Annotated in this window: 14 protein-coding genes; 12 read left to right on the forward strand and 2 right to left on the reverse strand. The window is 64.5% G+C overall.

Annotated features, from left to right (window positions below; genetic code table 11):
• Positions 1-73 precede the first annotated feature (73 nt).
• From AB4Z44_RS07255 to AB4Z44_RS07295, 9 genes are all read left to right on the forward strand, one after another.
• Positions 74-571, forward strand: a complete 498-nt coding sequence (locus AB4Z44_RS07255; protein ID WP_404713383.1) for a MarR family winged helix-turn-helix transcriptional regulator — start codon at positions 74-76, stop codon at positions 569-571.
• Between the two features lie 227 nt (positions 572-798).
• Positions 799-1,188: a nuclear transport factor 2 family protein gene (locus AB4Z44_RS07260; RefSeq protein WP_404713384.1), complete on the forward strand. Its 390-nt coding sequence runs from the start codon at positions 799-801 to the stop codon at positions 1,186-1,188.
• Between the two features lie 10 nt (positions 1,189-1,198).
• Positions 1,199-1,942 (forward strand): SDR family oxidoreductase, encoded by a 744-nt coding sequence (locus AB4Z44_RS07265; RefSeq protein WP_404713385.1) that lies wholly within the window; start codon positions 1,199-1,201, stop codon positions 1,940-1,942.
• Positions 1,943-1,973: 31 nt separating this feature from the next.
• Positions 1,974-2,477: a DUF3237 domain-containing protein gene (locus AB4Z44_RS07270; protein ID WP_404713386.1), complete on the forward strand. Its 504-nt coding sequence runs from the start codon at positions 1,974-1,976 to the stop codon at positions 2,475-2,477.
• Positions 2,478-2,705: 228 nt separating this feature from the next.
• Positions 2,706-3,494, forward strand: coding sequence for a uroporphyrinogen-III C-methyltransferase (gene cobA / locus AB4Z44_RS07275; protein ID WP_404713387.1), 789 nt, complete (start codon positions 2,706-2,708; stop codon positions 3,492-3,494).
• Positions 3,491-3,787: a DUF2849 domain-containing protein gene (locus AB4Z44_RS07280; protein WP_404713388.1), complete on the forward strand. Its 297-nt coding sequence runs from the start codon at positions 3,491-3,493 to the stop codon at positions 3,785-3,787. The genes cobA and AB4Z44_RS07280 overlap by 4 nt, the downstream gene beginning before the upstream one ends.
• Positions 3,787-5,421, forward strand: coding sequence for a nitrite/sulfite reductase (locus tag AB4Z44_RS07285; protein WP_404713389.1), 1,635 nt, complete (start codon positions 3,787-3,789; stop codon positions 5,419-5,421). Before AB4Z44_RS07280 ends, AB4Z44_RS07285 begins: the two co-directional genes overlap by 1 nt.
• Entirely contained in the window at positions 5,418-5,840 is a 423-nt protein-coding gene (locus AB4Z44_RS07290; protein ID WP_404713390.1) for a DUF934 domain-containing protein, read from the forward strand. The genes AB4Z44_RS07285 and AB4Z44_RS07290 overlap by 4 nt, the downstream gene beginning before the upstream one ends.
• Positions 5,833-6,597, forward strand: coding sequence for a phosphoadenylyl-sulfate reductase (locus AB4Z44_RS07295; protein ID WP_404713391.1), 765 nt, complete (start codon positions 5,833-5,835; stop codon positions 6,595-6,597). The genes AB4Z44_RS07290 and AB4Z44_RS07295 overlap by 8 nt, the downstream gene beginning before the upstream one ends.
• Positions 6,598-6,671: 74 nt before the next feature.
• On the opposite strand, the gene AB4Z44_RS07300 is transcribed toward AB4Z44_RS07295, so the two are convergent.
• Complete coding sequence (locus AB4Z44_RS07300; protein ID WP_404713392.1) at positions 6,672-9,593, reverse strand: TonB-dependent receptor; 2,922 nt, start codon at positions 9,591-9,593, stop codon at positions 6,672-6,674.
• 197 nt (positions 9,594-9,790) lie between these two features.
• Positions 9,791-11,290 (reverse strand): replicative DNA helicase, encoded by a 1,500-nt coding sequence (locus AB4Z44_RS07305; protein ID WP_404713393.1) that lies wholly within the window; start codon positions 11,288-11,290, stop codon positions 9,791-9,793.
• 126 nt (positions 11,291-11,416) lie between these two features.
• Here AB4Z44_RS07305 and AB4Z44_RS07310 point away from each other — a divergent pair, with 126 nt between their 5' ends.
• The 3 genes from AB4Z44_RS07310 (at position 11,417) to dcd (ending at position 13,215) form a co-directional block, all read left to right on the forward strand.
• Positions 11,417-11,902: a UPF0262 family protein gene (locus tag AB4Z44_RS07310; RefSeq protein WP_404714374.1), complete on the forward strand. Its 486-nt coding sequence runs from the start codon at positions 11,417-11,419 to the stop codon at positions 11,900-11,902.
• On the forward strand, positions 11,895-12,359 hold the full coding sequence (locus AB4Z44_RS07315) for a cytidine deaminase (protein ID WP_404713394.1): 465 nt from the start codon (positions 11,895-11,897) through the stop codon (positions 12,357-12,359). The genes AB4Z44_RS07310 and AB4Z44_RS07315 overlap by 8 nt, the downstream gene beginning before the upstream one ends.
• 301 nt (positions 12,360-12,660) lie before the next feature.
• Positions 12,661-13,215 (forward strand): dCTP deaminase, encoded by a 555-nt coding sequence (dcd, locus tag AB4Z44_RS07320; protein ID WP_404713395.1) that lies wholly within the window; start codon positions 12,661-12,663, stop codon positions 13,213-13,215.
• Positions 13,216-13,246 lie beyond the last annotated feature (31 nt).

Here is a 13,246-nt window from a genome sequence, read left to right on the forward strand (position 1 = left end):
TTTGCGCGATGATGACGGGACACGAACCAGAGTGAGCCACACGCGGCACAAGAGCGATTCCGCACCAAGTCCGTTGACTGAGTCCGGGCTCGATCGCATCACGGCGATGAACCATCTGCTCAAGCTGACCAACCGGCTGATGGCGCCGTTCTCCATCCATCTGGAGAAACGCTACAAGATCAGCCTCAACGAATTCCGCGTGCTGATGGTGATCGGGCAGCGAGGTATCTCCGCCAGCCACGAACTGGCGCAGATATTGGGCGTCAACACGATGGCGGTAAGCCGCGCGGTCGCCGCCCTCAACCGCCATGGCCGCATCACCGTCGCGACCGATCCATTGAGCCGGCGCCGCAAGACATTGCAGCTCACCGCCGAGGGCGAGCGGCTGTGGCGCGAGATGATGCCGGCATCGGTGAAGGTCGCCGACTACCTGTTCGAGGCGCTCTGCCCCGAACAGGTGCTCGCCTTCGATTCCTACGTGCAGACGTTGACCGATCGGCTCGAGGCGCAGGACCCACGCGGCCGCTCGGTGTTCCTCGAACGGACACGGCCGGGCGAAGAGCCGGCTTGATGCCGAGGTTCGGGCGGGCAATGCTGGCGGTTGTCCTGGTTTTGCTGGGCCTTCTTGCGAGTGTGATTCTTTACGCGCTGGGCTATTGGCCCAACCAATGTTGGCCCGGCTGCAACCCATTTTGATCGGTTGGCCGGGAAGCCTCCTCTCCCACTGCTTGACAGCACGAAACAATAACGGATGATACAATCACTGTGGCGCTCAAAAGCCACCGGGGAGGAATCATTATGGCGCGATCCGAAACGGAGCAGCGCAATCACGATCTGGTGATGGGGCTGTTCGCCGAAGTGCTGAATCCGCTCGATTCCTCGGCGGTCGATCGCTTCATCGCGCCTGACTATATCCAGCACAGCCAGTTGGCCGAGCCGGGACGCGAAGCGCTCAAGGCCTTCCTCGATTTCGCGAAATCGCAGAGCCCCGATGCGGTCCACGACATCAAGCGCAGCTTCGTCGAAGGCGATCATGTCATCGTCCACTATCATGTCCGCCGCACGCCCGACGATCCGGGCCTCGCAGTGATGGACATCTTCCGGGTCGAGAACGGCCTGGTCGCCGAACATTGGGACGTGTTGCAGGATGTCCCGACCCAGAGCCCCAACCCCAATTCGATGTTCTGAAGGGACAGACATGCGTTTCAAGGACAAGATCGCGCTGGTGATCGGCGGCAATAGCGGCATCGGCCTCGCCGCCGCCGAGGGGCTGGCTGCGGAGGGCGCCATCGTCTTCATTACCGGCCGCAGCGAGAAGACCCTCGCCGAGGCCGAGGCGAATATTCCCGGCGCGGCGGCCTTCCGCTGCGACATTGCCGATCCCGATACGCTCGGTCCCGTGCTGGACGCGATCCGCGAACGGCATGGCCGGCTCGATGTACTGATGGTCAATGCCGGGGTCGGCGCCTTCTCGCCGATCCGCGCGGTGACGCCCGAAATGTGGGACGAGGTCCACGACGTGAACCTCAGGGGCGCTTTCTTCGCGGTGCAGAAGGCGCTGCCGCTGATGGGCAAGGGCGGCAGCATCGTCGTCACCGGATCGATCGGCTCGATCCTCGGCATCCCCGGCAACGCGGTCTATGCTGCCGCCAAGGCCGGGCTGCGCGCCATCGTGCGGATCCTGGCGGTCGAGCTGGTCGGCGAAGGCATCCGCGTCAACATGGTCAGCCCCGGCCCGACCGAGACCCCGATCATCTACCGCAGCGGCCTCGACGAAGCCGGCATCGCCGGCCTGCGCGCCGCGATGAACGAGGCGGTGCCGATGAAGCGGATGGGCACGCCCGAGGAAATCGCCCGGCCGATGCTCTTCCTGGCATCCGACGAGGCGAGCTTCGTCACCGGCATCGATATGTATGTCGACGGCGGCAGCGTGGAACTTTGACCTTTTCAGCCGAATCTGAGGTAATCGCGAAATGACCGAACTCTACTCCACCATGGACAATCCCCGCCTCGAATTCGCGATGGAGATCCGCCTCGCCTTCCCGCGCGTGCAGATGATCCCGAATACGCCAAGCGGAGGCAGCCGATCGGCAGTCTATGTCAACGAGGGCACGTTCGAGGGCCCCACTCTCAAGGGCAAGGCAGTACCGGGCTCGGGCGGAGACTATGCCTATTTTCGCCCCGACGACGTCGCCGTGTTCGATGCGCGCTACATGCTGGAGGAGGATGACGGCACGCTCATCCTCCTCAACAACAAGGGCTTCCTGTGGGGACGCAAGCCCGACACGATGGCGAAGCTGCGCGACTGGGCGTTCAACAACGGCGCGCCGGTGGCGCATGAGGAATATTATCTGCGCGGCAACCCAACCTTCGAGACCAGCATCGGCAAGCATGACTGGCTGACCAAGCATGTCTTCGTGGGCGTCGGTGAGCGGCGGCCAGACGGGAATTGTTTGCGGTACTACGCTTTGGTTTAGGCAGAAGCCCGGTTGAGGGCGCTCGCTCGTCTCCTCCACCCGTCACCCTGAACTCGTTTCAGGGTCCACCAGGCGTGCCGCACCGTCCGCGCAAGTTGCCTGGTGGATGCTGAAACAAGTTCAGCATGACGGGGAAATGAGCCCACCGCTGCAACGCAAAAGTATCTCTAACCACCGGACAAGCATCGCTCGGTTGCCGCAGGCGCCGCCCGACGCCATTTGCCCACCATGGGTAGTCTGCTCGATCCCGATGCGCGTGGGCGCGTCATTCTTGTCGGTGCGGGCCCGGGCGATCCGGGGCTGCTGACGGTACGCGCGGTCGAGGCGCTCAAAGCGGCCGATGTCGTCGTCCATGACGGGCTGATCGATCCGGCCGTTCTGGATTATGCGCCGGCGCATGCGCAGCGCATCTCGGTCGCCAAGCAGCGCGCGCGCCACACGCTGCCGCAGGAGGCGATCAACGCGCTGATCGTCGCGCATGTGAAGGCGGGATCGATCGTCGTGCGGCTGAAGGGCGGCGATCCGTTCGTGTTCGGGCGCGGCGGCGAGGAGGTCGAGGCGGTGCGCGCCGCGGGGCTCCGGGTGGAGGTCGTGCCAGGCGTGTCGGCGGCGCTCGGTTGCGCGGCGGAGGCGATGCTCCCCCTCACCCACCGCGACTGGTCGAGCGCGGTCAGCTTCGTGGCGGGTCAATGCAAGGGGCTGAGCGATCAGGATTGGTCGGGACTAGCCGGCAAGGGCCGCACGCTCGTCATCTATATGGGTGTCGCCAGCGGCAGCATGATCGCGGACAAGCTGATGGCCGATGGCCTCACCCCCGATCTGCCGGTGGCGGTGCTGGAGCGCGGCACCCTCAAGGGTTCGCGCGCGATCCGCACCGTGCTCGCCGATCTCGGCGGGATGATCGAGCGCGAGAAGGTTTTGAGCCCGGCGATCATCGTCGTGGGCGAAGTGGTGTTGCTGTCGGATGCGGAAAACCGTCTGCTCGGCTTCGCCCGTCAGGCAGAGGCGTTGGCATGAATCTGATCACGGGGAATGATCTCGTTACCGGCGACGTGGTGTGGTGGACCGGTGAAGGCTGGTCGCGCCATGTCGCGGACGCGGTCGACGTCGGCGACAAAGGCGAGGCGATCGCCAAGCGCGAGGAAGCCGAATTGCGCGTCAACGTGCCCTACGTGACCGATGCCACGCTGGGCCCGAACGGCCCGGTACCCGCGCATATCAAGGATCGCATCCGGGCGTTCGGCCCGACCGTGCGGCCCGATCTGGCGATTGCGCCGGCAGACAAATCGGCGGGGAGCTATGTGATCTAATGTACCGTTACGATGAATATGATCAGGCGATCGTCGATACCCGCGTGGAGGAATTCCGCGATCAGGTGAACCGGCGCCTTTCGGGCGAGATGTCCGAAGACCAGTTCAAGCCGCTGCGGCTGATGAACGGGCTCTATCTGCAGCTCCACGCCTATATGCTGCGCGTTGCCATTCCCTATGGCACGCTCAATGCGCGCCAGATGCGGATGCTGGCGCATATCGCGCGCAAATATGACCGCGATTACGGCCATTTCACCACGCGCCAGAACCTCCAGTTCAACTGGATCAAGCTGGAAGACACGCCCGACATCCTGGCCGAGCTGGCGACGGTCGAGATGCATGCGATCCAGACCAGCGGCAATTGCATCCGCAACATCTCGTCGGATCAATATGCCGGTGCCGCGGCCGACGAAGTGGACGATCCGCGCCCTTATGCGGAGCTGCTCCGCCAATGGTCGACCTTCCACCCCGAATTCACGTACCTGCCGCGTAAGTTCAAATTTGCGGTGATCGCGGCGCAGGACGATCGCGCGGCGATGCGGCTGCACGATATCGGCCTGCTGCTGAAGCGCAACGAGGCGGGTGAGCTGGGCTTCGCGGTCTATGTCGGCGGCGGCCAGGGGCGCACCCCGATGGTCGCGCCGCTGATCCGCGATTTCGTCTCGACTAGCGAGTTCGTGAGCTATCTGGAAGCGTGCCTGCGCGTCTACAATCGCTACGGCCGGCGCGACAATATCTACAAGGCGCGGATCAAGATCCTCGTCCACGAGATCGGCGCCGACGAATATCGCCGCCAGGTGGAGGAGGAATTTCTCCATGTGAAGACGCTCGGTCTCGATCCGCCTGCGGCCGAACTGGCGCGGATCGCGGCGATGTTCGCCCCGCCAGCCTTCGATGCTGCGCCCGCGGTCGAGCCGGATCGCTCGGACCCCGATTTCGCTCTGTGGCTCGATCAGCAGGTCGCGGCGCACAAGCATCCCAACCATGCGATCGTCACGATCAGCCTGAAGCCGATCGGCGGCATTCCCGGCGACGCGACCTCGGCGCAGATCGATCTGATGGCGGATCTGGCCGAACGATATTCGCATGACGAACTGCGCATCACCCACGCGCAGAATGTGGTTCTCCCGCATGTCGCGAAGGCCGATCTGTATGCGATCTGGCAAGCGCTCGACGCCGCCGGGCTCGCCACCCCCAACCTCGACCTGATCAGCGATATCATCGCGTGCCCGGGCCTCGATTATTGCAGCCTCGCCAATGCGCGTTCGATTCCCGTGGCGCAGAAGATCACCGAGCGTTTCGCCAGCCTCGATCGCCAGCGCGATCTGGGCGAGGTGAAGCTCAAGATTTCGGGCTGCATCAACGCCTGCGGCCACCATCATGCCGGCCATATCGGCATCCTGGGCGTCGATAAGAAAGGCGAGGAGAATTACCAGCTCTCCTTCGGCGGTTCGGGCGCGGAGGATGCGAGCCTTGCCCGCATCGTCGGCCCCGGCTTCAGCGAGGATGGCGTGGTCGATGCGGTCGAAAAGGCGCTGGAGACCTATCGCGGGCTTCGCCACGAGGGCGAACGCTTCCTCGATACCTACCGGCGCGTCGGCCTGGAACCCTTCAAGACGGCTATTTACGCATGACACTGATCCGCTTCCGCGATGACGAGGCCCACGAAGAGCCAGCCGTCACGCTCGATTCCTTCCTTGGGCAGTCCAACGCCACCGCCGTCCGGCTCGAAACCGGCGAGGATGCGCGTGCCTTGCTGCCGCATCTCGATCGGCTCGCGCTGATCGAGGTCGCCTTCCCGACGTTTCGTGACGGGCGTGGCTATTCGGCGGCGCGAATCCTGCGCGAGGCAGGCTATAAGGGCGAGTTGCGCGCGGCCGGCAACGTGCTGATCGATCAGGTGTCGCATATGCGCCGCTGCGGCTTCGATGCGCTGGCGAGCGACAGCCCGCTCGATCCGGATGCCGTCAATGCCGCGATCGCGCGCTACGAGCATGTCTATCAGAAGGCGGCCGACGGGCGGCAGCCGGTCTGGGCGCTGCGTCATGGCTGAGCCAGCACGCAAGCTCGACCTGATGGACGTGCGGCCGGCTTTCACGCAGGCCGATGCCGACGCGCTCAACGCGCGTTTCGCCGGCGTCGATACGCTTCCCATGCTGCGCACCCTGTTCGACGAAAATTTGCTCGGCGAGACCGCGGTGGTGTCGTCATTCGGCACCGAAAGCGCCGTGCTGCTCGACCTGATCTCGCGCGCCGCACCGGATACGCCGGTGATCTTCGTCGACACACTCAAGATGTTTCCGGAGACCGAAACCTATCGGGTCGAGCTTCTAGACCGGCTCGGCATGCATAACCGCCGGGTCATCACCCCCGATCCGGCGATGCTGGAGAAGAAGGACGCCACCGGGCTGCGCTGGTCGTACGATCCCGACGGCTGCTGCGAAATTCGCAAGGTGGAGCCGCTGGCACGCGCCAAGCACGGGCTCGACAGCTGGTTTTCGGGCCGCAAGGCGTTCCAGTCGCAGACGCGCGCGAACCTGCCGCGCTTCGAGATCGAGGACGGCCGGCTCAAGGTGAACCCGCTCGGCGACTGGACCAAGGACGATCTGGAAGCGTACTTCACCGAACGCGATCTGCCGCGCCATCCGCTCGAGGCGCAGGGCTATCTCTCGATCGGCTGCTCGCCCTGCACCAGCCGCGTCATGCCGGGCGAAGACCCGCGCGCCGGCCGCTGGCGTGGGTGGGACAAGGTGGAATGCGGGATCCACGTCTCGACCATCGCGCCGTCAGCGGACGATCCGATCTTTTGACCCCGTCGCCCCTGCGCAGGCAGGGGCCCATGTCTCGGCCGACGAAGGGCCCTGCCTGCGCAGGGGCTGCCGAGTTACAGCCACAATTTCCGGATCGTGATCCCCACCGTCCGCCCGAGCGGATCGAGATAGGCCGGCTGATAACGCAGCGGCGTGCCACCATTCGCATCGCGCACCTTCTGCCGCTCGTTGGTAATGTTGCTGAGCGTGAACGTGGCACGCAGCCCGCGGGCCCAGCCCTTGCCGATGAACATCGGGATCTGGCCGAAATCGGCGAACACGCGCAGGGTCGCGGTGGCGAGCGGCGAGAAATCGAGATCGCCGGTCGTGCTGCCGGGGCCCGCCTTCACCGTCGTCCCGCTCTGCCAGTTGCCCGACAGGCGCACGCCGAGGCCGTTGTTCGAATAACCGAGCTGGACCTCGACCTTATGCTCGGGCGTGCCGCCATTGCCGGTGATCGAGCCGCCATGGAGCAGATCGATGAGCGGCACGCCGGGACGGATCTGGACCGTGTCCTTGAGCGTCCACTGATCGTAGACCGCGATTTGCAGCCGGCCCGCACTATTGCGCGCGAAGCCGCCGCCACCCCGGAATCCACCCGGCCCGCCGGGACCACCGAAGCCGCCGCCTCCGCCACCCTCACCAGGGCCGCCAAACCCACCGCCTGGCCCGCCGCCGCCAGGACCGCCCGCACCACCGCCGAACCCACCGGGCGGCGGAGGCGGCGGTGCGCCATCAGCGTCCGGCGGCGGTGGCGGCGGGTTGTTCCCGGCCTGGCGGTTGCCCTGCCCGCCATTGCCGTTGTTGAGGCCGGCGCGTTCGCGCATCTGTTCGAAGCGCTTGCGCTGGGCCTCGGTCAGCTGGGGCAGCTTGATCGGGAATGGCACGTTCTTACCCGCGCGGCGATCGGCGATATATTGCTCGAACTTGCGCTGCAGGATCGACTTCAGGGGGACCGAGAAGTTGAAGCCCATGCGGATCGAATCTTCGGTCTGGTTGTCGAAATTGACCGCGCGCACGTCGACGCTGACGAGCTGGCCGGAAGCATCGCGCACGAAGCGGTTGGGGAAGGCCGCCTCGATACTTGCGGTCGGCGAGGGCAAGGACGCGATCTGGTTCTCGGTCTTGGTGTGGACGTAGTTGGCGATGATGGTCAGGTCGCTCTTGGCGAGCGGCTTGAGCGTCAGCCCGATCTTGAGCGTGTGGCGTTCGTCGGCGGCGAGCGAACGATTGCCGCCGTCGATCTGCGTGACATCGACGGTGGTGCCCTTCTGATAATCGAACACGCGCACCTGCGGCGTCAGGATCGTCGGATTGCCCAGTTGCTGAATGGTCGGCGCGTCCTGCGCGATCGTCTGCGACACGATCAGGTTGACCTTGGCATCGGGCTGCCAGAACAGGCCGTAGCCGATCGTATGCAGGGTACCAAAATCGGAGAGGTTGCTCACGGCCGCGTTGAAATTGGCCGAGAGCGAGCCGAGGAAGGGCAGGAAATTCTCGCGCCGGCTGGCGAGCGGGACGTCGAGGTTGATCTGCCCGTTGCCATTGCGCCGCGACAGGCTGCTCGACTGGGTGAGTGCCGATGCCGCGATCGAACTGCCATACCGCAACGACGAGGCGTCAAAACCGGTTTCCTCCAGTCCGACCTTGATGTTGGTCGCGATCGAACCCGCCGGCCCATGGAGCAATGGACCGCCGACCACCGCCTGTAGGTTGCCCGTGTTGGACGTGCTGGTCGCGCGGTTGGTCAGCATCCCGCCCACCAACGTCGAAGGCAGCGCGGCATAAGGATCGAGCGTGGGGCTGAGCGCATCGACCTGCACTTGCGCCGCGGTCAGGTCGAGCCCGGTCTGCGTGTGCGTCCTGACCTGATTGTAATCGTAATTGCCCGTCAGCGACCAGCGCCAATGTCCGCGATCGCCATTGAGGCTGACGCCGAAATGCCCGGTCAGGGTGGCGGCCCGCTGATGGAGCGGATCATCGCTAAGATAATGATAGACCGACGAATCCCTGGTCGAGGTCGCGAACGGGTCGGCGGCCGGCACATCGAGCGTTCCGCCGATCAGCCCATTGAGAGCATCGGTGTGGGTATAGCTGAGGCTGCCGTTGAGGGTCAGCGTCGCCCGTGCGAACACGGGATGGGCGTATACCACATTGGTGCTGAACTGCTGCGACGAGGCGCGCAGCGTGCGATCGTCGGACGCGTCGGGCACCGCGGCCGGGTTGGTGCCGAAATCGGTGACCGTCGGCAGGAACGAAGTGGTGAGCGGGGTGAGATCGCGTTCGCTCTCCTTGATCGCGGCGCTATATTGATAGCGCAGGTTGATCGAGAGGCGCTTGTCGTGATCGATCCGGATCAGGTTGGCCTCGGGATTGGTGCTGGCCCCACCACCTGCCGTGGCGATGGTGCCGCCGCCCTGCCCCACCTTCGCACGAAAGCGCGGACGCAGCACGATGTTCACGACGCGCTGATCGGCCGAATAGCCATATTTCAGGCTGACCTCCTCGGGCAGGATCTCTGTCCGCAATATCGCCTCGGTCGGCAGATCGCGGATCTCGGCGAAGCTCGATATGCGGCGGCCGTTGAGCAGCACCACCGGCGCGCCGCTGCCGCGGCCGCTGCCGGTCTGCGCCGTCAACTGATCGAGCAGGTCCGAGATATTGTTGACGCCATAAGCACGGATATCGGCCGGGGTGAGCGTAACCTCGGGCGGAATATCGCCGATGACGGAGCCGACCGGGCGCTGGCCGGTCACGACGATCTCCTGCTGGGCCTCGTCCTCCGCGTCCATCTGCTGCTGGCGCCCGGCAGCCGTGACGGGCGGCTTCGTGGCGGCAGCGGGCGTCACGGCAGCAACCGTCGGTTTCGGCGTGACTGGGGTAGTCTCGGGTGCGAGTGACGAGGTCGGGCCTGCTGGGGCCGCCGTCTGCGCAAGCGCCACGGCGGGGATCAGGGAGAGCGGAAGGCTGAGGATCAGCGAGGATGGTGAGCGCATGCCGGCGCGTTAGCGGGGATGTGTTGAACGCATGATTGCAGCGCAGCAATCTATGTACCGGGACTGTATCAGTCGGCGTCAACCACTGTTCGTCACTCCAGCGCAGGCTGGGGTCTCATGAGAGTAGAGGTTTGCTCTTATCCTCCTGAGATCCCAGCCTTCGCTGGGATGACGATTGTGGGCGAGGGCTCCGCCCCCTACCCGACGTAATCGTCCGCAAGATCGCTAAATCGCGTGATCCGGCTTTCGAATTTCAGCTTCACCTTGCCGGTGGCGCCATGACGCTGCTTGGCGATGATCAGTTCGGAGATGCCGAAGGCACGCTCCATATCGCGCATCCATTGATCGTGCGCCTCGAAGGTCTTCGCGTCGTCGCCCTCGCCCGGCCGCTTGGGTTCGCGCGACGCGACATAATATTCGTCGCGATAGATGAACATGACGATGTCGGCGTCCTGCTCGATCGATCCCGATTCGCGCAGATCTGAGAGCTGGGGACGCTTGTCTTCGCGCTGCTCGACCGCGCGGCTGAGCTGCGACAGCGCGATGACCGGCACATGCAGCTCCTTCGCGAGCTGCTTGAGACCGCGGCTGATGTCCGAGATTTCCTGCACGCGGTTCTGATCCCCGCCGCGCCCGCCACCCTGCAGCAGCTGGAGATAATCGACCACGACCATCCCGATCCCGCGCTGGCGCTTGAGCCGGCGCGCACGGGTGCGCAACGCCGCGATGGTGAGCGCGGGCGTGTCATCGATATAGAGCGGCAGCGTCTCCAGCTCGGCCGCGGCGCGCGCCAGGTTGCGGAAATCGGCCTGGCTGATCTTGCCCATGCGCAGATTTTCCGAGCTGATTCCCGATGCCTCGGCCAGGATACGCGTCGCGAGCTGATCGGACGACATTTCGAGGTTGAAGATCGCCACCGGGCAGCCGACCGATTTGGCGTCCTCGATCCCATCCTCGCGATCGCGCACGAGCCGCTTGGCGGCATTGTACGCCATGTTCATCGCGAGCGAGGACTTTCCCATGCCCGGGCGCCCGGCGAGGATGATGAGATCGGACGGGTGAAGACCGCCGATCTTGGCGTTGACGCTGTCGAGTCCGGTGGTGATGCCCGAGACATGGCCGCCCGAATTGAGCGCGCGTTCGGCCTGTTCGATCGCGAGCTTGGTCGCCTGCGCGAAGGTCTTCACGCCGCCTTGCTCGCCGCCCTCCTCCGCCACCGCGTAGAGCGCCATTTCGGCCTGCTCGATCTGCCCCTTCGGATCGACGCTTTCGGAGGTATCGACCGCTTTCTCGACCATGCCGCGCCCGACGCCGACGAGGGCGCGCAACAGCGCCAGATCGTATACCTGCGCCGCGAAATCACGGGCGCCGATCAAAGCCGCGCCCGATCCGGTGAGCTGGGCGAGATAGGATGGGCCGCCCAGTTCCTTGAGCTCGACATCGCCATCGAACATCGGACGCAACGTCACGGGGTTGGCGACCATATTCTTGTCGGCGAGCCTCAGGATCGCATCATAGATGCGGCCATGGACGGGCTCGTAAAAATGCTCGGCGCGCAGCTTGAGCTGGACGTCCTCGACCAGCCGGTTGTCGATCATCATCGCACCCAGCAGCGCGGCTTCCGCCTCGATATTGTGCGGGAGCGCAGTGGTGGCGCCCTCTGCGGATGGGGGAATCATTCGGATCGGTTCGGCCATGCCCGGCTTATCCGCTTGTGCGCGGGCGGGCTCAACCCATCGGCAAAATTCAGGCGGGCATGGTTCTGTGGATAAGCCATGACGCCGGAGGGTTCCCATCACGTGTCCCCTTCGATAGATCAGGGCATGGCCGATCCGCGCATCATCGCCATCGATCTGGATGGAGAAACGCTTTCGCCGCGTGCGCCGGAGGCGGCGCGCGAACGCGAGGTGGCGATCCAGGATCTGCTCGCGGGCAACCGGTTCGAGCCGGCACGGCCGACGAAGAAGGGTTTCGGGGGACCGTATCGCGTCAAGCTGCGCGTCGAAGAAGGGCGGCTGGCGATCGATATCTCGGATGCGGACGGGCAACCGCTGGAAACGATCGTCCTCGGCCTCCATCGCTTCCGCCGGCCGATCAAGGATTATTTCGCGATCCTCGACAGTTACTTCAAGGCGCTGGGCGAACAGGCACAGCCGGCGCAGATCGAGACGATCGATATGGCACGACGCGGCATCCATAACGGCGCGGCCGAATTGCTGACCGAATGCCTGGAGGGAAAGGTCGCGATGGATTTCGATACAGCACGGCGGCTGTTCACCCTGATCACGGCGCTGCACATCCGTGGCTGAGGTCGCGCTGGAGGATGTCGCCGGCCGGGTCCTGGTCGAGCACGCGTTGGAGGCGGCGCGCAACGCGCACGCGCCCTATTCCAAGTTCGGGGTCGGCGCGGCTTTGCTGCTGACCGACGGCAGCATCATTCCCGGCACCAATTTCGAGAATGCGAGCTATGGCCTGTCGCTCTGCGCCGAGACTGTCGCGCTCGCGACCGCCAATGCGGCGGGGCGGCTGCGCGACGTGGTGGCGGTCGGGATCGTCGGCGGGTCGATCGGTCCGGCAGGGCTGATCGATCAGGGCCCGATCTATCCGTGCGGGCGCTGCCGGCAGGTACTCAACGAGGCCGCGCAGATGGGCGACCGCGACCTCGTCATCTACTGCGCTTCGGCCGATGGCAGCGTGATGCGGCGGCACACTTTATCCGAGTTGCTGCCGCACGCCTTCGGACCGGGCGATCTGGGGATCGGCTAATCCACCCCCGATCGTCACCCAGCGAATGGCCCTCAAACGTGCGCCAAAAGCGTACACGACCCGAAGCCGACCACGGCCAGCACTGCCAGGTTCGATGCCAGCAATGCCGCTTTCTCAGCCAAGCCGATTTTCACGCGTCCCATATGCAATCTCCTTATCGCTAATGTGTCGCAATATGATATCAGCTTCAAGGCCATACCATCGCTGACGCTGATAGCCTCGTTCGATCACCGCCAAGACTTGCCCTTTGCCGCCCACCCAGCGAAAGCTGACCGACTAAGTAAAAGGGGTGTCGAGATCGATGTCAGTGATGTCCGACCGCTGGATCCGCGAACAGGCGACGACCAGCGCGATGATCGAGCCGTTCGTCGAGGCGCAGCGCCGCGAGGGCTGCATCAGCTACGGCCTCTCCTCCTACGGCTATGACGCACGCGTGGCGGACGAGTTCAAGATCTTCACCAATGTTGATTCGGCGACGGTCGATCCCAAGGATTTCGCCGCCAACAGCTTCGTCGATCGCAAGACCGATTGCTGCATCATCCCGCCCAACAGCTTCGCGCTTGCCCGCACGGTCGAATATTTCCGCATCCCGCGCGACGTGCTGGTGATCTGCCTCGGCAAATCGACCTATGCCCGCTGCGGCATCATCGTGAACGTCACCCCGCTCGAGCCTGGCTGGGAGGGGCATGTAACGCTCGAATTCTCGAATACCACGCCACTGCCTGCCAAGATCTACGCCAATGAGGGCGCGTGCCAGTTCCTGTTCCTCCAGGGCAACGAGCCGTGCGAGGTGAGCTATGCCGACCGCGCGGGCAAATATATGGCGCAGCGCGGTGTGACGCTTCCACGCCTGTAATATCCTTCCCATGCAAAGCCGCTTCCCTGCT

It is taken from the genome of Sphingomonas sp. MMS24-J13, assembly GCF_044905095.1.
Taxonomy (GTDB): Bacteria; Pseudomonadota; Alphaproteobacteria; order Sphingomonadales; family Sphingomonadaceae; genus Sphingomonas_I.

Bases quoted from the DNA above. Each gene is read 5' to 3' on its own strand.
- AB4Z44_RS07260 (WP_404713384.1), top strand. From the start codon at position 799: ATGGCGCGATCCGAAACGGAGCAGCGCAATCACGATCTGGTGATGGGG.
- AB4Z44_RS07280 (WP_404713388.1), top strand. From the start codon at position 3,491: ATGAATCTGATCACGGGGAATGATCTCGTTACCGGCGACGTGGTGTGG.
- AB4Z44_RS07290 (WP_404713390.1), top strand. From the start codon at position 5,418: ATGACACTGATCCGCTTCCGCGATGACGAGGCCCACGAAGAGCCAGCC.
- AB4Z44_RS07295 (WP_404713391.1), top strand. From the start codon at position 5,833: ATGGCTGAGCCAGCACGCAAGCTCGACCTGATGGACGTGCGGCCGGCT.
- AB4Z44_RS07300 (WP_404713392.1), bottom strand. From the start codon at position 9,593: ATGCGCTCACCATCCTCGCTGATCCTCAGCCTTCCGCTCTCCCTGATC.
- dcd (WP_404713395.1), top strand. From the start codon at position 12,661: ATGTCAGTGATGTCCGACCGCTGGATCCGCGAACAGGCGACGACCAGC.
- AB4Z44_RS07270 (WP_404713386.1), top strand. From the start codon at position 1,974: ATGACCGAACTCTACTCCACCATGGACAATCCCCGCCTCGAATTCGCG.
- AB4Z44_RS07305 (WP_404713393.1), bottom strand. From the start codon at position 11,290: ATGGCCGAACCGATCCGAATGATTCCCCCATCCGCAGAGGGCGCCACC.
- AB4Z44_RS07265 (WP_404713385.1), top strand. From the start codon at position 1,199: ATGCGTTTCAAGGACAAGATCGCGCTGGTGATCGGCGGCAATAGCGGC.
- AB4Z44_RS07310 (WP_404714374.1), top strand. From the start codon at position 11,417: ATGGCCGATCCGCGCATCATCGCCATCGATCTGGATGGAGAAACGCTT.
- AB4Z44_RS07285 (WP_404713389.1), top strand. From the start codon at position 3,787: ATGTACCGTTACGATGAATATGATCAGGCGATCGTCGATACCCGCGTG.
- cobA (WP_404713387.1), top strand. From the start codon at position 2,706: ATGGGTAGTCTGCTCGATCCCGATGCGCGTGGGCGCGTCATTCTTGTC.